23 protein-coding genes and 1 tRNA gene are annotated in these 17,681 nt (G+C 65.7%); 6 read left to right on the top strand and 18 right to left on the bottom strand.

The window, feature by feature from the left end; translation table 11 throughout:
• Positions 1–170 precede the first annotated feature (170 nt).
• The 3 genes from ACFWPH_RS16660 to ACFWPH_RS16650 all read left to right on the top strand — a co-directional run bounded on the left by ACFWPH_RS16660 (position 171) and on the right by ACFWPH_RS16650 (position 4,430).
• The gene (locus tag ACFWPH_RS16660) at positions 171–713 is read left to right on the top strand and encodes an STAS domain-containing protein (protein ID WP_378751854.1); all 543 of its coding nucleotides are present in this window, start codon (positions 171–173) and stop codon (positions 711–713) included.
• Between the two features lie 102 nt (positions 714–815).
• The gene (gene hrpB / locus ACFWPH_RS16655) at positions 816–3,275 is read left to right on the top strand and encodes an ATP-dependent helicase HrpB (RefSeq protein WP_378751852.1); all 2,460 of its coding nucleotides are present in this window, start codon (positions 816–818) and stop codon (positions 3,273–3,275) included.
• 195 nt (positions 3,276–3,470) lie between these two features.
• Complete coding sequence (locus ACFWPH_RS16650) at positions 3,471–4,430, top strand: peptidase (RefSeq protein WP_378751851.1); 960 nt, start codon at positions 3,471–3,473, stop codon at positions 4,428–4,430.
• A 20-nt stretch (positions 4,431–4,450) separates the two neighbouring features.
• On the opposite strand, the gene ACFWPH_RS16645 is transcribed toward ACFWPH_RS16650, so the two are convergent.
• From ACFWPH_RS16645 to ACFWPH_RS16620, 6 genes are all read right to left on the bottom strand, one after another.
• On the bottom strand, positions 4,451–4,909 hold the full coding sequence (locus ACFWPH_RS16645; RefSeq protein WP_378751849.1) for a hypothetical protein: 459 nt from the start codon (positions 4,907–4,909) through the stop codon (positions 4,451–4,453).
• A 119-nt stretch (positions 4,910–5,028) separates the two neighbouring features.
• Positions 5,029–5,655, bottom strand: coding sequence for a hypothetical protein (locus ACFWPH_RS16640; protein WP_378751847.1), 627 nt, complete (start codon positions 5,653–5,655; stop codon positions 5,029–5,031).
• Between the two features lie 137 nt (positions 5,656–5,792).
• Positions 5,793–6,227 carry a DUF5313 family protein gene (locus ACFWPH_RS16635; RefSeq protein WP_378751845.1) on the bottom strand — a complete coding sequence of 145 codons (435 nt, stop codon included), beginning with the start codon at positions 6,225–6,227 and terminating at the stop codon, positions 5,793–5,795.
• Entirely contained in the window at positions 6,224–6,694 is a 471-nt protein-coding gene (locus ACFWPH_RS16630; RefSeq protein ID WP_378751843.1) for a MarR family winged helix-turn-helix transcriptional regulator, read from the bottom strand. Before ACFWPH_RS16630 ends, ACFWPH_RS16635 begins: the two co-directional genes overlap by 4 nt.
• Before the next feature lie 207 nt (positions 6,695–6,901).
• The gene (locus tag ACFWPH_RS16625) at positions 6,902–7,249 is read right to left on the bottom strand and encodes a type II toxin-antitoxin system HicB family antitoxin (protein ID WP_378751841.1); all 348 of its coding nucleotides are present in this window, start codon (positions 7,247–7,249) and stop codon (positions 6,902–6,904) included.
• Position 7,250: 1 nt separating this feature from the next.
• Positions 7,251–7,535 (bottom strand): toxin HicA, encoded by a 285-nt coding sequence (locus ACFWPH_RS16620; RefSeq protein WP_378751839.1) that lies wholly within the window; start codon positions 7,533–7,535, stop codon positions 7,251–7,253.
• 300 nt (positions 7,536–7,835) lie between these two features.
• On the opposite strand from ACFWPH_RS16620, the gene ACFWPH_RS16615 reads away from it, so the two are divergent.
• Positions 7,836–7,909: transfer RNA gene (locus ACFWPH_RS16615), tRNA-Pro, on the top strand.
• A gap of 45 nt (positions 7,910–7,954) precedes the next feature.
• Here ACFWPH_RS16615 and ACFWPH_RS16610 read toward each other — a convergent pair.
• Genes ACFWPH_RS16610 through ACFWPH_RS16560 form a run of 11 tightly spaced genes read right to left on the bottom strand, consistent with a single transcriptional unit; the run spans position 7,955 to position 15,005 of the window.
• On the bottom strand, positions 7,955–9,157 hold the full coding sequence (locus ACFWPH_RS16610; protein WP_378751837.1) for a tyrosine-type recombinase/integrase: 1,203 nt from the start codon (positions 9,155–9,157) through the stop codon (positions 7,955–7,957).
• Positions 9,157–9,372 (bottom strand): helix-turn-helix transcriptional regulator, encoded by a 216-nt coding sequence (locus ACFWPH_RS16605; protein ID WP_378751835.1) that lies wholly within the window; start codon positions 9,370–9,372, stop codon positions 9,157–9,159. Before ACFWPH_RS16605 ends, ACFWPH_RS16610 begins: the two co-directional genes overlap by 1 nt.
• A gap of 14 nt (positions 9,373–9,386) precedes the next feature.
• Positions 9,387–11,048, bottom strand: coding sequence for a replication initiator (locus ACFWPH_RS16600; protein ID WP_378751833.1), 1,662 nt, complete (start codon positions 11,046–11,048; stop codon positions 9,387–9,389).
• Positions 11,048–11,725, bottom strand: a complete 678-nt coding sequence (locus ACFWPH_RS16595; RefSeq protein WP_378751831.1) for a hypothetical protein — start codon at positions 11,723–11,725, stop codon at positions 11,048–11,050. The genes ACFWPH_RS16600 and ACFWPH_RS16595 overlap by 1 nt, the downstream gene beginning before the upstream one ends.
• The gene (locus ACFWPH_RS16590) at positions 11,722–11,883 is read right to left on the bottom strand and encodes a hypothetical protein (RefSeq protein WP_378751829.1); all 162 of its coding nucleotides are present in this window, start codon (positions 11,881–11,883) and stop codon (positions 11,722–11,724) included. Before ACFWPH_RS16590 ends, ACFWPH_RS16595 begins: the two co-directional genes overlap by 4 nt.
• The gene (locus tag ACFWPH_RS16585; protein WP_378751827.1) at positions 11,880–12,068 is read right to left on the bottom strand and encodes a hypothetical protein; all 189 of its coding nucleotides are present in this window, start codon (positions 12,066–12,068) and stop codon (positions 11,880–11,882) included. Before ACFWPH_RS16585 ends, ACFWPH_RS16590 begins: the two co-directional genes overlap by 4 nt.
• A gap of 46 nt (positions 12,069–12,114) precedes the next feature.
• Positions 12,115–13,410, bottom strand: coding sequence for an FtsK/SpoIIIE domain-containing protein (locus tag ACFWPH_RS16580; protein ID WP_378751825.1), 1,296 nt, complete (start codon positions 13,408–13,410; stop codon positions 12,115–12,117).
• Positions 13,410–13,646: a hypothetical protein gene (locus tag ACFWPH_RS16575; protein ID WP_378751823.1), complete on the bottom strand. Its 237-nt coding sequence runs from the start codon at positions 13,644–13,646 to the stop codon at positions 13,410–13,412. The genes ACFWPH_RS16580 and ACFWPH_RS16575 overlap by 1 nt, the downstream gene beginning before the upstream one ends.
• Positions 13,646–14,299: a DUF2637 domain-containing protein gene (locus ACFWPH_RS16570; protein ID WP_378751821.1), complete on the bottom strand. Its 654-nt coding sequence runs from the start codon at positions 14,297–14,299 to the stop codon at positions 13,646–13,648. Before ACFWPH_RS16570 ends, ACFWPH_RS16575 begins: the two co-directional genes overlap by 1 nt.
• Positions 14,299–14,547, bottom strand: a complete 249-nt coding sequence (locus ACFWPH_RS16565) for a hypothetical protein (RefSeq protein WP_378751820.1) — start codon at positions 14,545–14,547, stop codon at positions 14,299–14,301. The genes ACFWPH_RS16570 and ACFWPH_RS16565 overlap by 1 nt, the downstream gene beginning before the upstream one ends.
• Positions 14,547–15,005, bottom strand: coding sequence for a hypothetical protein (locus ACFWPH_RS16560; RefSeq protein ID WP_378751819.1), 459 nt, complete (start codon positions 15,003–15,005; stop codon positions 14,547–14,549). Before ACFWPH_RS16560 ends, ACFWPH_RS16565 begins: the two co-directional genes overlap by 1 nt.
• A gap of 143 nt (positions 15,006–15,148) precedes the next feature.
• On the opposite strand from ACFWPH_RS16560, the gene ACFWPH_RS16555 reads away from it, so the two are divergent.
• Both ACFWPH_RS16555 and ACFWPH_RS16550 read left to right on the top strand, forming a co-directional pair.
• Entirely contained in the window at positions 15,149–15,880 is a 732-nt protein-coding gene (locus tag ACFWPH_RS16555) for an XRE family transcriptional regulator (protein WP_378751818.1), read from the top strand.
• A 9-nt stretch (positions 15,881–15,889) separates the two neighbouring features.
• The gene (locus tag ACFWPH_RS16550) at positions 15,890–16,372 is read left to right on the top strand and encodes an NUDIX hydrolase (RefSeq protein ID WP_378751817.1); all 483 of its coding nucleotides are present in this window, start codon (positions 15,890–15,892) and stop codon (positions 16,370–16,372) included.
• On the opposite strand, the gene ACFWPH_RS16545 is transcribed toward ACFWPH_RS16550, so the two are convergent.
• Positions 16,348–16,875, bottom strand: a complete 528-nt coding sequence (locus tag ACFWPH_RS16545) for an HD domain-containing protein (protein WP_378751816.1) — start codon at positions 16,873–16,875, stop codon at positions 16,348–16,350. The genes ACFWPH_RS16550 and ACFWPH_RS16545 overlap by 25 nt on opposite strands.
• Positions 16,876–17,681 lie beyond the last annotated feature (806 nt).

The raw sequence follows: 17,681 nt of genomic DNA, 5'->3' as shown, positions 1-17,681 counted from the left end.
CACGGTGCCACGAAGAGCCGGCCCGAAGAGAAGGCAGCGACATCGCATCGACCCCGCCCATACCCGGTCGAGTGGGCTAGGGTGGGACACAGTCACGGATTCACCTTGAGACATGCAGGGTCGGCGTGACCGCGATGCGCGAACGCATCCTGAGCCGAGTCGGGTGCCTAATGAATGCCGATACCAGCTCCTCGTCCTTCGCTTCGGCCCATGCCGCGTCCTCGTCTACGCGCTCGCCCGAGCAGCAACTACTCTTCCGGGTCCGGCGCCGCGGCGAGATCGTCGTCCTGTCGGTCCGGGGGCAAGCCGACGCGTACACACTGTCGCTGTGGCGGCAGGAAGTGGACAAGGCCGTCGAGACGGCGGCGGCCGGGCGCGGCGCACTGATCGTCGACACCACCAGGCTCGAGTTCCTGTCGCTGCGCACCCTCGCGGCGCTGGCCGAGGACGCGCAGCGCTATCGGCGCGACGGTATCGAGATATGCCTGGTCACCCCGAACCCGCGCATCGCCCACCTCGCGGGCGGCGATCCGCGAATCGTCCACCTACCGGTCTGCACGACGGTGGTCGGCGCACTGACCTCCCTGCAACTTCGCCGGCAGACCGAACGCCGGCCCGCGCGCCCGCAGCCGTACCGGCCCCCGCAGATCACCCGCGAAGAACCGGAATCCGAGCACAACCGCCTGCTTCGTGAGCTCGCGCGGCGCAACTGATCCATACATCGCGGCCGGAACCGGCCGCACCGAGACCGGCCTGCCGAGCAGGTCGAGCGGTGGATGTGGCAGCCCGGAGCCGAGGTATCAGACTGTTCGGTGATGAAACTGCCCGAGCTTCCCGATCTACCGATCCGTGGTGTTCTCGATCGTATTGTCGAAACGCTGACCGAACACGAGACGGCCGTCCTGGTCGCGCCGCCGGGAACCGGCAAAACCACCCTCGTCCCGTTGGCGCTGGCCGCGAGTATCGAAGGCCGAGTGCTCGTGGCCGAGCCCCGGCGGCTGGCCGCGCGAGCCGCGGCCGGGCGGATGGCCGCGCTGCTGGGCGAACAGGTGGGTGAAACCGTCGGCTACTCCGTCCGAGGAGATCGCCGGGTAGGGCGGCGGACCCAGATCGAGGTCGTGACATCCGGGCTGCTGGTCCGGCGGTTGCAGGACGACCCTGAGCTGGCGGGCATCGACACCGTCGTTCTCGACGAATGTCATGAACGGCATCTCGACGCGGACCTGCTGCTGGCATTGCTGCTGGATGCCCGCGCCGGACTGCGACCGGAATTGCGGGTGCTCGCCACCTCGGCGACCGTCGCCGCCGACCGGCTGGCGACGCTGCTCGGTGCCGACCATCCTGCGCCGGTGGTGCAGGTCGAGGGCCGCACCCATCCGGTCGATACGACCTACCTTCCGCCGCTGCCCCGTGAGCGCAAGGAGGCACAGGTCGCCCGCGCCACCCGGGCCGCGCTCGCCGGCACCGACGGCGACATCCTGGTCTTCCTCCCCGGCGCCGCCGAGATCCGGCGGACGACGGCACTTCTGGCCGGCCTCGGCGACGTCGACATTCTTCCACTGCACGGCCGGCTGTCGGCCGCGCACCAGGACACAGCGCTGCGGCCCGGCCCACGACGACGCGTGGTGCTGTCCACGGCGGTGGCGGAGTCCAGTCTGACCGTGCCCGGCGTCCGTGCCGTCGTGGACTCGGGACTCGCCCGCGTGCCGCGTATCGATCGGTCGCGAGGACTGGCCGGACTGGCCACGGTCCGGGTGTCGGCGGCGGTGGCCGGCCAGCGCGCCGGGCGGGCCGGTCGCGAGGCACCGGGCCGGGTGTGGCGCTGCTGGCCGGAATACGAACACGCCACACTGCCCGCCTATCCCGAGCCGGAGATCCGCACCGCCGACCTGACCCGGTTGGCATTGGAGCTGGCGTGCTGGGGTACCGCCGACGGGCACGGCCTCACCTGGTGGGATGCGCCGCCACCGGGCGGTCTGGCGGCCGGGCGCGAGGTTCTGCGAATACTGGGTGCCGTGGACGACGACGGCGCGGTCACCGACCGCGGGCGGCGGATAGCCCGGATCGGGTTGCCTCCCCGGCTGGCACGCGCACTGCTCGACGGTGCGGCCGTGGTCGGGGCGCGCACTGCCGCGGAAGTGGTCGCCGTCCTCGACGACGACACCCATACGTCCGGCGTCGATCTGGCGGCCGGGCTGCGGATGCTGCGGCGCGAGCAACCGGCACGCTGGCGACGCGAGGTCGAGCGGCTGACCCGTACGGTCGACGGACCGGACGGGGTCGATGATCCCGCCTACGTGGTCGCGCTGGCCCATCCCGAACGGCTGGCCCGCCGCCGCGGCCCGGATTCCGCGAGCTACCTCATGGCCGGCGGCACCGCCGTGACACTGCCCGCCGGCGCCGGAACGGGCGACGCGGAATGGCTGGCGGTCGGTGTCGCCACGCGTGATCCCGGCCGGTCCGACGGATATATCCGGCTGGCGGCGGTCGCCGATGAACAGCTCGCGCGCCGCGCCGCGGCGAACCTGATCACGACTGCCGACGAAATCGAGTGGGTCGACGGTGATGTGGTCGCGCGGCGAATCGAACGCCTGGGCGCGATCACCCTGTCCGAACGCCCCCTCCGCGACCCCGATCGTTCCCAGCTGGCCGCGGCGGTGCTGCGCGGGCTGACCTCGACCGGTCTCGGCCTGCTGTCCTGGGACACGGACGCCGTCGCCCTGCGGCAGCGCCTCGATTTCCTGCACCGCGCCCTCGGCGCCCCGTGGCCACCGGTCGACGACGAATCATTGCTGGCCGCCGCCGACACCTGGCTGGGTCCCGAACTCGCCGCCGCCCGCCGCCGCGCCGACCTCGAACGTATCGACGCCGGGCAGGCACTCCAGCGCCTGCTCCCCTGGCCGGATGCTGCCCGGATGGACGAACTGGCACCCGACCGCCTCGAGGTGCCCTCCGGCAGCCGCCTCCGCCTCGACTACGCGGCCGACCAACCGGTGCTGGCTGTCAAGGTGCAGGAAGTCTTCGGCTGGAAGGAGACACCGCGCCTGGCCCGGGGCCGGGTCCCGATCGTGCTGCATCTGCTCTCCCCCGCCCGGCGCCCGGTGGCGGTCACCGCGGACCTGGCGTCGTTCTGGCATACCGGCTGGCCGCAGGTCCGCGCCGACCTCCGCGGCCGCTATCCCAAGCACGCCTGGCCGGAAGACCCCACCACCGTGCCCGCCCACCGGGGCACGGCTCGCAACGCAGGTCGCGACCGGCCGGCGGCACCACGCTGAGCCCTGACTCCGGCCGGCCGGGCGGGCAGACCTCCGCCCCGCACTCTTCTCAGCCGAGTGCAGTGGCGGGTCGCACCGCAACGCAGATGACACCGTGGAACCGGCCGGCACCCTCGATTATTTGCGCTGAGGTTGCCGGTGCCGCAGACTCGATGCGGGCAACGGTCCTGCTCAGCTCGCACCGGGAGGTCACGGGTGACGGTCTATCGCATGCTCGCACTTGCCGCAGCCGTGGTACTCGCCGTGGCGGGTTGCGGCGACGACCCGGACAGCGGCGCCGTCCGGTCCCCGGCGATCCCCGCCCCGCCGCCACAATTCTGGTCGGCACCCGCCGACACCCCGCAGCAGCAGGCCGCCGTCGCCCAGGCGACGCGCCAGATCGACGTTTGCGCACTCCTCCCCCGCGATACCCTCGACGACCTGGACCTCGGCGAAATCCAGGACGTAACGATCGGCCTGGACTCGTGCCGCGCCACCCTCGGCGACCCGGCCCCCGCCGAAGCCGCCACCCTCACCTGGCATTCGACCCTGCTCCCCCCGCTGGCTCCGCGACTCGGTATCGACAAACATCTCGGCGACGTGCACGTCCTGCTGGTCCCCGACCGCGACCCAGGCGCCCGCGCGTGTGGCGCCACGGCCCGGTTCCCCTCGGGTGCCGCCTTCTACCTCGGCCTCTCCGTCCCGAACCGCGATTCGTGTGCGGTCGCCGACGGTTTGCTGCCCGGTATGATCGACCGCTGGCGACAGTCGCCGCCTCAGGGCACCTCCCCCGATACCGTCGACACCGTCCTGCTCGGCGCCGACCCGTGCGCGGTCCGCGCGAAACTCGACGGCACCGCCGATACCGACGAACGCCGGCTCACCCAATGCCTGTTCCGGTATCGCGACGAAACCGTGACGGTGGCCTACGACTACCGCGTCACCGACCAGGTGCGGGCCCGCGCCACCGAAGAGAAGATCGACGACCGCACCGTCTTCCGCACGACTTCGCTCTACGACAGCAGGATCCCGATCTACTCCGCCGTCGTTGGCCCCGAATTACCTGCCGACAGCACAGCTTTCGTGGCCCGCGTACCGGCCGTAGAGGTCACCTCGGCCACCGACGACGTCGCCCGCCAGGTGATGTCGCAGGTTCTGACGCTCTTCCCGCAGTAATAGCTCCAGCGGCGCGATACTCACTCGGGCAGCCGTCGTTCACACTCCTCGAACGGTGTACCCGAGTCGAAGCAGTCGGCCAAACCGCTCTGCACATCGCCGGACGTCGGCGGTTCACCGCACAGGATCCCGCACCGCTGATACCCCGGAACCTCCGAACCGTCGGGATAGCGACAGCCGTCCTCGGCACACGTGTACTCACGAGTGTTGGGATCCCTGGGTATCGGCTCCGGCGAATACGACCAGACGAACGCATCGGTCGCCTCCACCTGGGTGCAATAGACAGTACGGCCGTCCTCCACATGCGCGACCGCTCCGGGCTCCTCGCAGTATTCGTTCAGTACGACGAGCTGCCCGGGCGGTGCACTGTCGGGAGCGGCCACCACCGGCGCCCCCGCGGCCGCGAAAAGCGCGGCCGCGCCGAGAACCGCGCCGGCGATCCGAGAAACGATCAGAGGGCTTCGAGCTGTTGATTTCATCGGAATGCCCCATTCCTGTCGAGTCCACATCCCCGCCCCGGTTCGACGCGGCCAACAGTAACCGCTCACTCATTCACGGAGAATGCCCAGCGGCAAAGCCTCCGCAGACCGGCAAGTTTTCAGGCCGATCCACCGTGCAGACCCGGTGTGCCACGGAAGCCGGGCCGTCCGATGCGGGGATCGGCGGTGGCGGCGGCCGGAGCATCGGCTACCCGGCGCCCCTCGACCGCATCGACCGCACGCCGGTTGAAGGCAATATCGCGGGCGCTGCGCACCGACAGCCGTCCGAGCGAGGTCGCGGCGAAGAACAGGATCAGCGCGCCGAGCCCGTAGAAGAATGTCAGCTGCACAAAGGCCTGCTTCCACTCGGACCCCGCGACCGGTTCACCGATATCGCCGAGCCCCAACGGGCCTGCCAGCAGCGGCCCGATCACAAACCACGCACCGGCCGCCGTGGCCAGCCACGCACCCGTACTCGCCACGATCCGGTTCCGGCTCAGCAGCATGAGCAGCCCGCCGATTATCGCCACCACCCCGGGCAGCACCTGCAGCCAGCCGCGCGCGGCCGACCACACCCACGGCTCGTCGGGAGTGTAGGCAAAACTGAAATACGGTCCGATGAACGGGATGAGCACACCCCAGATACCCAGCAGCAAGACGGCCAGACCACCCAGGGCACCCCGGCTACGCGGGATATGCAGACGCCCTCCGCGCCCACCAGCAACATTTTCGTCGACGTCTCTCATGACGCCTCCAATCATCGACAGCAATGCCGACCACGCAGTACCCCGACCGAGCAGAACTACGCAGGTCTCGGCGCCGGAACAGCCGTCGATCTTGCGCACGCCGCGGTACCGTTTCGCCAGTACCGCAAAGCGATGTGTCAGCCGCGGTTGAAGCGCCTCTCGTAGCTCGCGCGTTCCGCAGCGGCGCGGCGCTGCCGGTCCGGGTCGGCCAGTACGGGATCGAGCCCGTGCTTGACCAGCACATGACGCCGATGTACATACACCAGCGCGACCGCGAAAAACGCGAGCGGCAGGAACACCAGCGCGGCCATCGAAACGCCCATCCACCACGGGCCCGGCACGAGCGCAAACAGGCACAACAACGGAATCGGGGGCAACAGGAAGCGCTGCAGGTACCGCCGGGTGGCACCCGGACCGGTCTGGTCGCGAAGGACCCACTGCTGCATCGAAGACGGCAAGGGCCGGCCGAAGATGTAGCGGATGCGCTGGATCGGTGTGGGAGTCCGATCGGTCACGGGGCCCTCCTGCCGGCCGTCCGAAGTCGCGTTTTCGCTGACCACGGACACGTTCATGATTCGTTGTCCGGATAGGCAACCGCTGCCCGCCGGGCCGCCTCGTTGACACGACCGAGCACTTCACGCAATTCATCGAGGTCACTCAGCTCCACACCGAGCCGGTCCACGACAGCGGGCGGGATCCGTTCAGCTTCCCGGCGTAACGCACGCCCCGCTTCGGTGAGGTCGACCACCAGGGTGCGTTCGTTGCCTGGATCGCGCCGCCGGGTGACGAGACCAGCACTCTCCAGCCGTTTGAGCAGCGGCGACAACGTGGGCGAATCGAGCTGAATTGCCTCAGCGATCGCCTTGACCGACATCGGCGCTTCCCCCCACAGCGCCAACATGACGAGATACTGCGGATGCGTCAACCCGAGCGGCTCCAGCAGTGGCCTATACACAGCGAGCACCGAGCGGTTGGCGACAGCAAGCGCAAAACACACCTGCCGCTCCAACCGCAGCGGGTCATCGATCTCCGCAGTCATCACACCTCCACCGATCCGGTTTCACCAACATAACCTGCGAATAGTTAATGCACAAACTATTCGCGCGAAACCAGGTGACGGAGCCGCTGACCACGGAGCTTCCTGACATGGAAGACGAAACCGACTCCACAGCGCGAGCAATCACTTCCAGCCGAATCAGCTCGACCGCTGCCCGACTATCACGACGTTTGCACCCTGAGGCCAGCCCTAACTCGAAGCGAGCCGCTCATTCGCCAGGTGGTTCAATGACACCTTCTGCTCGGCAGCTTCCCGCGCGAGACGGGCATGCAAGTCGGGGGACGTACGGACCATGAACTTACCGCTGTAGCGACGTTCCGCCAGCGGACGAGGCACGGGTTCATCGTTGACTGCCATATCTTTGATGACCTCACGGACCAGTTCGCGGATGCCTTTCAAGGCTGCATCCTGGTCCGGGGTCAGCCATGACAGAGAAGGGAACTCGGCGCAGAGTCCGACGAATTCTTCATCTTCGGGCGACCAAAGTACGCGATACGCATAATGCGTGTAGTCCGGCAGATCGTAGAGATCGGACATGCTAGTCACCCTCCTTTTGTTCTTGTTCGAGTCTTGCCTGGAGCTCGAGGAGTTTGTCGATGGCTGCGATCACTTGTTTGACCTGGTAGGGCTTGCATCCACCATTGGGGTTCTCCTGAATGTTGACGCGCGGATCACCGGGCCACGGGGTTTTGAAGACAGCGTGACTGCCGCCCGTTGTGCGAGGCTCACCGAAGTGCTCACGACACACCGATTCGAGTTCGGAGTACCGGACATTTGTTGGCGATTCCCGCATCTTGGCGAGCAGCTTCTCCACCTTGGCCACACCTCCATAGTATCACCCGCGATACTAGATGGAAGCCTTCAATCAAGGCACAACCACATCCAAGACGAGAACAAACTCCCCACAGCCAGCTTGGAACCCCCTTGCCGATTACCCACTTGACCCCAGCGACAGCAGAACGCAACCCGCAACACCTGTTGAACGCCTATGAGAAACGCGACGCAGACTCGGCCGCACCAAGATACGCGCACCACCGGCAGTCGATTCACCCACTCTGACCTGCCGATTAGTAGTCACAAACGACTCTGAGGTAATCTCATCGAGCACCCCGGCGGGGTGCGACGGGCTGTGGCGCAGTTTGGTAGCGCACTTGACTGGGGGTCAAGTGGTCGCAGGTTCAAATCCTGTCAGCCCGACAATCAGAAAACCCCTCCTGACCAGCGCAGGAGGGGTTTTCTTTGTCATCCGACCACCCGGAGTTGGGGACCAGATGGGGACCGAAGGTGCTCCGAAAGGAGTTTTCCGTCCTCGATCAACGCCTTGATATCGGGGTGCAGATACCGCTGAGTGATCCGGGGGTCGGTGTGGCCAGCGATCCGCTGTAGCCGATGCACCGGTACCCCCGCATCCGCGAACCACGTCAGTCCCGTATGGCGAAGCCCGTGACGCCGGAGGTGCTCGTAACCGAGTTTCGCGACCACATCGTCCCAGTGGGTGGCATCCCGCAGCACTCCGGTCGATATCCGGCCGCCACGTGGGCCCCGGAACAGTCGAGCGTCAGCCTTCCCGTTCGTTGCCTCGATTCGGCGTCGGACCATCGGCCGAATGTCCTCGATGACCGGAATCCGGCGCGCACGTCGGCCCTTTGTTCCCTTGTCCTGCATCCCGCCCGGCCCCGGCGTGGTTTGCCGCCGCAACGTCCATACCCAGTCGTCAACATCGATATCACCGACCCGGCACCCGGAGACCTCGCCTATCCGGGTGGCCGTGCACGCAGCGAAGATCACCACATCACCCCAGCCACGATATTCACCATGAGATGCCGCGACCAGCGCATCCGCGAGAGCAACAAGCGTCTTCCAGTCAGGCAGGGCGAGGGCGCGCGGGTCTTCCAGTTCGTCCTCTACCTGGTCGAACATGCGTTGCCAGCCGCTGACCTGTACCGGGTTGCGATCGATCAGTTCGTCACGGACAGCCTGCTCCATCAATCGGCCCCAGACCGCGAGGGTGTTCTTGACCGTCGACTTGCTGCAGCCATCTGCGATCCACGACCCGACAGCCCTGTCCGCCACACCGGCCGTAATCATGGTTACCGGCAGATGCCCCACGGCCGGAAGCACCCGACGCCGCCAACCAGCCAAGTACGGGTCCCTGGTCTTCGGTTCGATCCCGCGTAGCGCCAGCTCAAGGCTGACTTTCCCGTATTCGGCCAGTGTCGCGGTGGCCATCTTCGGATCGACACCCCGCAGCGCAGCTTGCCGAATTTTCTCGATCCACGCCTCAGCCTCATCCCGGGTTTCGAACGCTTCCGACACCGAGGGACGTTTCTTGGTGGCCGGATCGGCCCAACGTATCCGAGCTCGGTACGGCTTGGCACGCTCCCGGACCTCGATATCAGCCCGGAGTTCGACGCCGAGCGGCATCGGATGAATCTGCTTGGTCATCACGCGGCCATCGGGTCAACGCGCCGAGCCTGCAAGTACGCCTCGACATCAACGCTGCTGTACCGAATCACACGATCCGACACCTGGACAAACGGAGGCCCTTGCGGAGGAAGAGCGGTACGCCAGCGCCTCAGGCTCGAAGCATCAACGCCAAGTATTCGGGCGACCTCTTCCGTTGTGTACCAACGCACTTCGAGTAACCGATCGAATGCCATTGCCGTGTACCTTCCTATGCCGCTTCCGGGATTGCCGAGATTCCGAGTTCGTCTGGTGGCCCGGCGTCGAGCAGGGCGCGGTTGTATTCGGCGCGCCAGGCGATGCGCTGGACGATGGAGGCCATGATGATGTGATCCCGTGGCGGGCAGTTCTTGTCGCCCGGCTTGACCAGCGAATACCGCAGGTTCGGGTTGTCCGGTTTCTCGATGCCGTACTCGGCGAGCAGTTGCCGAACGAAGTTCACGCGGTCGGCCTGGTGGTCCGGCAGGGTTTTGCCCGACCACTGGCGAGAGTTCGGGGTCCGCTTGCCGGGGATACCGAGCAGGTCCCGGCGATGGCAGCGGCCCCGGCACCGACCGGGAACCGTCTTCTCAGTGGCACCGAGGGGGACGATGCCGAAGCGCAACCAGACCGGGCAGTTCTTCGAGCACGGGATGTGCTGAAGTTCGGCGTGCAGGCGCTCGTAGTGGTCGGCCGCGCGCTGAGTCTCCGGTTCGAGGACTTCGTTGATCGACTTGGTGAGATATTTCGTCATGTAGCCGATGTGGCGGGTGGCTTCTTCGGTGCCGCCGAGGATGCCTTTGGAATCGACCTGCTCCCCGAACCGGGTCACATGCGCGGGTGCCCACTCATCCATCCCGCCGAGGACATCGATCGCGTCATCGAAACCGAGCAGCGCAGCCCCGGAGTCCGGATCCACGAACGTGGTCTGTTGCGGGTCCCAGACCGGCACGACATCAGCGGGGTATATCTCGTCTTCGGGGTCGAAGCGGGGCCACCACACTTGGAAGTAGGTCGCGGCGGTGACTTGCTGAATGATCTTGTGCGAGATCGCGCCCCGCAGTGCGACATGCAGGTGGGGGGCTCCCCGGCGCTGGGGTTCGACGGTGCCCCAGTACTGGACGTTGTAGCCGACCACCCGGCGCAGATTCTGGATCCAGCGATCCACCAGCTGGGCGAAGAACACGATGTCGCGGGCAGCCCGCTGGTAGTCGTAGGTGCCCGCGGTACGAGGTGAACCATCGGATTGCACCTGCCCGTAGGAGGGCAGGGTCAGGGTAACGAACATCGAGGGCCGGAACTTGCCCGCAAACTGCTGGCCGATGGTGTGCTTGGAAACCTTGCGGCGCGGCAGATTCGGCGCATCCTGACGACGACGAGTCGAACGCTTGCGACGCTCCTTGGACTCCCGATCGAGATCCGGCAGCCGACCTCGGAACCCGGACTCCTTCATTTCGTCATCAAGTTCGGCCACAACGTCTCGGACAGCGGCCATCATCTCGGCATCACCGTCTTGCTTGGCCTGCTGGTAGGTGCCGAACAGATCCGAGCGCGCGGTGAGCAGATCGATCTGTGTCTCGGTGGGTTCCTGGGGTTCGACCTCGGGTTCGGTTTCCATGTGCCAGCCTTCGCGGCACTGGGTGATCCGCAGGAACCTGTTGCGCGTCGCACACGGTTTGCACACCGATTCCAAGGTCGCCTTGCACGGGACGCCGACGTAGTTGTTTCGGCCGGCAACCGGGTCGAACACCTTCATGATCAGGGGCCGGGTGCAGACACCGACCTTTTCGGCGGTGGCTTCGGCGACATCCCGGAAGTCCGGCAGGCTACGACGGGCTGCCGCAGTCTGCCGGGCCGGGACCCCGGACTCATCGGTCGAGGTCACAACATCCATCAGGCAACGTCTCCTTCCGGCTTGGTCCAGTGATCCACGCGAGGCACCAATACCGTCTCGGCGAGCGCGTCACCGAAGCGGAACCGCAGTTCGACCGTGGCCGGGCCGACGATCGAGGCGTGGCACTGGTCGGCTTTGAACGCGTGTGCGATGGTCTCGGCGCGGTTCTCGTAGTCAGCCGGGCACTGACCTTCCAGCATCCGCAACCTGACCCGATCGGTGCCTTTCCCGATCACGGCACCGGCAAGGCGCGGTGTGACGACGCGGGTTTGGGTGGTGACGGTGAGGTGGCAGGCTTTCATCAGGCGAGCCCAGTTGCGGCGGTAGCGCCACCAGGTCAGGAACCGGGTCCGGGCACGGTGGGTGATCCACCGGGCGAACAGGTCCGGGCGAGCCCGACGCCACAACAGCAGTAGCCCGGTGAACGCGATAGCGACCGCGACCGCCGAAGGCCAGCCGACCAGCACACCCGTAGCGATAGCGAGGCCGACCGGGATGGAGATCGCCGGGAACAGGATCGCCCAATGGATCGCGGTGGCGAGGCCAGCGACGAGGTACCAGCCGGAGTACAGGACAGCGAGCCCGAGCCAGTCGAACGGGTCACGGCGGGTGCCAGTGGTGGAGACGGTGGCCGTGGACGAGCCGCCATGGTTGGTGGTCGACAGTGTGAAGCTCATGACGGGTTCTCCGGGTCGAAGAGGGCGAGTTGATCGGTGCAGGGTTCGTGCAGGTTCTTGCGGGCCTGGCGAGCGCGTTTGCTGCGGCGAACCTGGTCGGCGGCTTCCACGACGATCCGGTTCGGTTCCCGCCGAGGGCTTTCGGCCGGCTGGGTCATGCCGCCCACCCCGAACCGTCGTCAGGGTCGGTGGTGAAGTCCCAGCCGGGCACCTCACCCGTTTCGGCGAACATGGCGACCGCGACCGATACCGGATCATGTCCGGCGCGTTCGAGAGCGCAGCGACGGCGGGCGGCGAGGTCGATCACATCGGCGGGGGCAGTGACGATCAGGTGGCGAGACATGGGTGTAGCTCCGTTCCAAAGTGAGGATGGCTCTGGATAGATCAGGTCAGGCCGCGAGAGGGCCCTGCTCGTCGCCGAGGTCGTCCGGGTTGAAACCGGAGTAGTCGGCTTGTGGGGAGAAGTCCGGCTGGACCGGGGAGTACTGCTCGACGATGCGGTCCGTGTCGTCGTCATCGACCCAGTAGGCGCGGACCCGCACGAAATCAGCGGAGCCATCTCGGCCGACGTAGGCGACACCGGGAGTCGTGGTCGGGATGTGATGGCACAACGCACCGGCCGGTTTGGCTTCGTCGCCGAGGACCATGGTGGTTTGGCTCGGTTCGGCGAAACGCAGTCCGACGCGGACGGAGAACAGTTGCCGGTTGGGCATGGTCTCCTTCGACGGGTCCTGCAACGCGACGATCACCGAGTAGCCGACCGCGCGGCCCTGGGTCAGAATCACCCCGAGCAGCCGCAAAGCCTCCGCCACCTGCGTTTTGGATGCGAACGCCGACAGGGAGGCGTATTCGTCGATGATGATGACCTTCAGCGGTTCATCCACACTGGGCGTGTACTTGCGGATACGTGCTGCTTTGAACCGGGCCGCACGCTCCTGCATCTCCGCCTCAGCAGTGGTGAGCATGGCGATGATGCCATCGGCGGTCCACTGGAAATCGGTGAACAACCGGTCTTCCCCGCGACCGAATTCCATCCCGCCCTTCGGATCACCCATCAGCACATCCACCAGCCCGGCTTTGATCGCCGGACCGAGACCGTTGAGGATCGACCACAGCACCGAGCCCTTACCCGATTCCGTGGCCCCGGCGATCAGGATGTGGGAATACATCACCCGCAGCCGCCACACGTCGAAGTCCTCGGTGATCCCCACAGGAACGGCTTCCAGGTCCACCCCGTAGGCAAGCAGATCAGTGACCGGGGCCGGGGCGGCGAGGACATCGTTCGTCCGCAGTTCCAGATGCACGAACCCCGGAGCAGGGGACGACACCCGGACATCGGGGACCGCGAAGTAGTGCGCGAGAGCATCGCGGGTGGCGTCGTTGTTCCAGTCGGCGAGTGACTGGCCGCCCAGCATCTGAACCTCGACCAGCATCCCCGAATCGGTGAGATTCGCGGCGGTGACGTTGGGAAACCCGGTCTCCCACGAGCCGAGTTTGAACGCCTGCCACATCAAGGCCAGTTGCGCGGAGTCGGTGACGATCGCCGCAGCCGGACCGAGATCCACCGGCATTGGCGCGGAGACAGGTTCGGGTTGTTTCACCTCGTCCAGGCGACGCCAACGCCACAAGGTGAACGCGGAGACAGCGGCAGAACCACCCATCACGAGCAGGTCAGGCGAAATCATCACAGCACCTCCGGATTCCGAGACTCGCCGAGGTCGCAGAACAAGCGGCAGCCCTGGGCATTGGCGGGTGGGGCGGGCGGTTCGTTGCAGAACATCGCGCACTTCTGTGCCGAGGGCGGCTTGTCCTCGCAGAACATCGCGCACGAAGCCGGGGCGGCCACAGCATCAGCGGCAGGGACAACAGCCAGCAGCGGGACCAGGACCGCTGTAGCCAGGACAGTGGATTTCGAGAACATCAGGCACCCCCAACAGGGACAGCGAGCGGCAGCATCGTTTGCACCGGCCGCGAGGAACGAACAGGAACCGGAGCGACCGGGGCCGGTGGAGCCAAGGCCGGGGCGGGAACAGGAGCAGGAGCAGGTGGCGCGACCGGTTCGGGCTCGGGTTCGGGAACCGAATCGGTCGCCGGATCGGGAGAAGATTCGGCCGGCAAAGCAGCCGGAGCAGGCGCGGGGCCGGGCTCGGGCTGCATAGTGGAGACGCGGAACAGCAGCGCGAGGCCGTGGGTATCGACCAGCAGCGATATCGGAGCCACCGCCGCCACCAACGCCGCGAACAACCCCAAGGGTGAATCGGTGGCCACGACCGCATGCACGGAGTTACCGGCGACCGAGACCAGAGAACCGACGATCAGCACGCCAAGGAAGAAACGGCGTTCGGACTTATGGTTGGCGCACACCAGCACCCCGAACGTGGCCAGCAGGATGGTGCCGTCCACGATCAGCGGAAACAGCCACGCATCGCCAGCGGGCATGCCCGAGATCCGGGCGAGGTCTTGCAGGGTGGAAAACGACAGCCGGAACGCTGCCGCTCCCACGCCTACGATGATGAGTGCGGCGGACCAGCGCGCCAGGCGCATCATTCCCGCCGACTGATCCGCCGCCCGCATCACGACACCCCAACCTGAGCAGAACCAGCAGACGAAGTGGTGGCCGCGTCGTGTTCAGCCAGCGCGGCCGACAGCTCGGACACCAGGTCACGAGCCTCATCCGGGGTCAACCAGGCAGTACCCGAACCCTCCGAGAACCGCATCACCATGTGCGCCGGGTAATCGGCAGCCCCGACGAGGGGGATAGTCGGGACGTACCGCACCGTGATCGGCTCATCGGTCGCGACATGCAAACCCAGGGCAGCCATCACGCGGCCTTTCCGGACGGACGAGCCGCACCCTGATCAGCCGGAGCCTGCTTGGAACCCGAGTTGTCGCCCTTAATCCCCGTCGCGCGGATCATGAAGCCGATCGACTTGAACTGGCCGTTGCCGACCACACGAGGCTTGAGCAGCAACCCTTCCAGCTCGATCGGACGCAGGCCCTCCAGGACTTCCGGCTCCGAAGGAACCGGCATCTGGTCGGCAACGAATGTGATGTCGTAACCGGCCTGGTTGGCCTTGCCGCCCGCCCGGTCCATGATCGTCGCCTTCCACAGGCGCTTACCCGAGCCGTTGCCCTCCCGGTCATAGTCCTGCGCCTGACGCTTCGGCGCGTTGCGGTCCTCACTGAACTCGGTCTGCGCCTCCACATCACCGAGCAGCAACACACCCTTCGGGAACACGGAACGGAAATCGGTCGGGATCCACATGTCCTTCAAAGCCATCTCTGAAACTCCTTGTGTGAGTTGGTATTACGTCGACCTAGTGGCCGTGCAACCTCTGACACATAAAGCATCTCGCGACACATAGGGACGCAATAACCCAAGAAGTGGGACACTTAGGGACACTTTTGCAGTAGAATGGTGACATGACGAACGAACGGCTCCGGGGGGCCATGGCCGCCGCCAACTTCACGAAAAATGGTCTGGCAGAACAACTTAAGATCAGCACGAAGACCGTGGAGCGCTGGATCACGCAGGATCGATGCCCACACCCAGGGTTGCGGTTGAAAGTTGCCCGCGCACTGGACCGCGACGAGACCTACCTCTGGCCCGAGCTACTGGCTGGCAGCAGGTCCACTACCGCCACATTGTCGGAACTGGTCGAGATCTGGCCCACCCGCCCGGAAGTGCCGCATGAGGTCTGGCGTTCACTCATGAAGCAGGCCGGTGACCATATCGATGTCCTGGTATACGCAGGGGGCTTCTTGGTCGAATCCCTCGATTTCGTGAATGTCGTACGCACCAAGGCGCATGCAGGCGTCCAGGTCCGCATACTTCTCGGTGAGAGCGATTCACCCGAGGTCAAAGCTCGCGCCCGCGAGGAAGGCTTGCCCTCCCTGCCGCAGCGGTGCCAATCCACGCTGGAATACCTCCGGGAAACGATGAACCAGCCGATGGTCGATATCCGCACTCACCGTACGACGCTGTACAACAGCATCTACCGCTTCGGCGACTCGATGCTGGTCAACACCCATAGCTACGGCGCTTATGCCGCAAAGTCCCCGGTGCAGCACCTACAGAAGGTCCCCGGCGGTCGCCTGTTCTCCTACTATCTCGACTCGTTCGAGGCAGCCTGGAAAACAGGACGCCCCGCGTAATCTGTCCTCATGGGACGCCGAATCGACTACCACCAGGACCCGAACGCGCCAACGGCTAACAGTGTCCGGCCGAGCGCGGCGGCATTCGTCCAAAGGGATGGCGAAGTCCTGTTGATATGCAGGTCAGATAATGGAAACTGGTCCATGCCTGGAGGCGCACACGACCCGGGCGAATCACTGAGCAAGACAGCTATTCGGGAGACGCAAGAAGAGACCGGGGTGGATATCCGCGTAACCGGCATCGTTGGTATTTTCACGGACCCGACCCACGTCATTCACTACACCAGCAACGATGAGGTACGGCAGGAATTCACTGTGGTATATCGCGGTGAATCCGTCGGAGGAGAACCGACGACCAGCAACGAGAGCACACGAGTCGAGTGGGTGCCGGTCGAGCGGATCCCTGATCTGACCATGGACCAGAGCCAGCGGAAGCGCATCGATTGGGCGCTGAACGAGAGCGAACCCTACATCGACCCGGACGCCCGCTGAGCAGCCGCCCTTAGCCACGGTTCCGCCCGGGTAATCGCAGTGTGCACGACGCTCCCCGGCTCGTACCGTTCCAGAATCTCTGCCAGCCGCTCGTCCACACTGAACTGTTCGCCGTTCGGTCCTGTGGATAGGTCAGCCCACCACAGGAGATCGTCGGCTTTGTCGAGACCGGCCACCTCGGTCACCCGGAACTCATCGAAGAGGCTCGCATCCAGTTCGCGCACGTCAGCCTCGACTTCCGCTGCCGTATGGAATGCCACCATGTGACACACGACCGGCGAGTAATCGAGCGATTGCAACAACTGCGCACCGTCGATCGGGTGGAAACCGGTATTCGGGTACCCGTAGCCCACGTCATGCAGATACGCCGCCGTGATCGCGTCACCCCGGAGCTCCACGGGCAAGCGCTCCGCGACGGTTTCCATCCGCCGTCCGACCGCGATCGAGTGAGCCCGCCGCGATTCCGTCAGCGGCGCCAGCAGGTCAGCCATGGCCTCATTCACGGCCGCCATGGTACGCCCGGTTTGTTCTCGGAGTAGTTGCCGAATTTCGCCATACAGGATCAAGGGCGACGGCGCTGCGCGCCGCCGCCGCACCACGGCCGCACCGGCCTCGCTCGTGCCTCGCTCACCCGGACGACCGGTGCGTCGGCGACACGCTGCACCGTCAGCCTCCGATCCGAGATGGCTGGTATTCGATAACCGAGAAGTGTGGGCACGTCGAGAGCCGTACCCGGCTTACCTCCCGCAGTCGCACACGAATCGGCCGGCACTCTGCCCAGTCAACCGGCTGTGGTCCGGTCGCAGGAAGTTCGACACCGACATGACCTGCGCGAATCGATTGCCGAACGAATCTCATGGCGACATCCGGACGTGGGGACTGGGCTGGTTGCGTAGTCCCTGCCTCCTCATGGCCCGATTGTCTGACCTCACTCGGCCGAGTCAAGGGAAAGAGCGCCCTTGACACGACCTCCCTCAGCTCAGGGATGGCCAGTATGAGGAAGCAGGGGAAGGGAAGTCCCCGGGGGAGCGGAACCCACCGAACAGCGCCAATCGGTGGTCCTGAAACAGGAAATCCCCAACGAACGACCAGGCGTCCGTGGGGACCAGATGGGGACCACACGCTATTCACGACCACGCACAACGCCCCGATTCAGACGCTTCACGCCGGTATGCACACCACGCATGACGTGCGTAGATGCAAACTCGCCATTCCTGGGGGTCAAGTGGTCGCAGGTTCAAATCCTGTCAGCCCGACAATCAGAAAACCCCTCCTGACCAGCGCAGGAGGGGTTTTCTTTGTCATCCGA

The organism is Nocardia sp. NPDC058499 (genome assembly GCF_042719915.1).
In the GTDB taxonomy this organism is placed as follows: Bacteria; Actinomycetota; Actinomycetes; order Mycobacteriales; family Mycobacteriaceae; genus Nocardia.
This window is presented reverse-complemented; position numbering and strand designations above follow the sequence as displayed.

Coding starts and splice junctions, on each gene's coding strand:
- ACFWPH_RS16660 (WP_378751854.1), top strand. CDS start 171: ATGAATGCCGATACCAGCTCCTCGTCCTTCGCTTCGGCCCATGCCGCG.
- hrpB (WP_378751852.1), top strand. CDS start 816: ATGAAACTGCCCGAGCTTCCCGATCTACCGATCCGTGGTGTTCTCGAT.
- ACFWPH_RS16645 (WP_378751849.1), bottom strand. CDS start 4,909: ATGAAATCAACAGCTCGAAGCCCTCTGATCGTTTCTCGGATCGCCGGC.
- ACFWPH_RS16640 (WP_378751847.1), bottom strand. CDS start 5,655: ATGAGAGACGTCGACGAAAATGTTGCTGGTGGGCGCGGAGGGCGTCTG.
- ACFWPH_RS16635 (WP_378751845.1), bottom strand. CDS start 6,227: ATGAACGTGTCCGTGGTCAGCGAAAACGCGACTTCGGACGGCCGGCAG.
- ACFWPH_RS16630 (WP_378751843.1), bottom strand. CDS start 6,694: ATGACTGCGGAGATCGATGACCCGCTGCGGTTGGAGCGGCAGGTGTGT.
- ACFWPH_RS16625 (WP_378751841.1), bottom strand. CDS start 7,249: ATGTCCGATCTCTACGATCTGCCGGACTACACGCATTATGCGTATCGC.
- ACFWPH_RS16610 (WP_378751837.1), bottom strand. CDS start 9,157: ATGACCAAGCAGATTCATCCGATGCCGCTCGGCGTCGAACTCCGGGCT.
- ACFWPH_RS16605 (WP_378751835.1), bottom strand. CDS start 9,372: ATGGCATTCGATCGGTTACTCGAAGTGCGTTGGTACACAACGGAAGAG.
- ACFWPH_RS16600 (WP_378751833.1), bottom strand. CDS start 11,048: ATGGATGTTGTGACCTCGACCGATGAGTCCGGGGTCCCGGCCCGGCAG.
- ACFWPH_RS16595 (WP_378751831.1), bottom strand. CDS start 11,725: ATGAGCTTCACACTGTCGACCACCAACCATGGCGGCTCGTCCACGGCC.
- ACFWPH_RS16590 (WP_378751829.1), bottom strand. CDS start 11,883: ATGACCCAGCCGGCCGAAAGCCCTCGGCGGGAACCGAACCGGATCGTC.
- ACFWPH_RS16585 (WP_378751827.1), bottom strand. CDS start 12,068: ATGTCTCGCCACCTGATCGTCACTGCCCCCGCCGATGTGATCGACCTC.
- ACFWPH_RS16580 (WP_378751825.1), bottom strand. CDS start 13,410: ATGATTTCGCCTGACCTGCTCGTGATGGGTGGTTCTGCCGCTGTCTCC.
- ACFWPH_RS16575 (WP_378751823.1), bottom strand. CDS start 13,646: ATGTTCTCGAAATCCACTGTCCTGGCTACAGCGGTCCTGGTCCCGCTG.
- ACFWPH_RS16570 (WP_378751821.1), bottom strand. CDS start 14,299: ATGCGGGCGGCGGATCAGTCGGCGGGAATGATGCGCCTGGCGCGCTGG.
- ACFWPH_RS16565 (WP_378751820.1), bottom strand. CDS start 14,547: ATGGCTGCCCTGGGTTTGCATGTCGCGACCGATGAGCCGATCACGGTG.
- ACFWPH_RS16560 (WP_378751819.1), bottom strand. CDS start 15,005: ATGGCTTTGAAGGACATGTGGATCCCGACCGATTTCCGTTCCGTGTTC.
- ACFWPH_RS16555 (WP_378751818.1), top strand. CDS start 15,149: ATGACGAACGAACGGCTCCGGGGGGCCATGGCCGCCGCCAACTTCACG.
- ACFWPH_RS16550 (WP_378751817.1), top strand. CDS start 15,890: ATGGGACGCCGAATCGACTACCACCAGGACCCGAACGCGCCAACGGCT.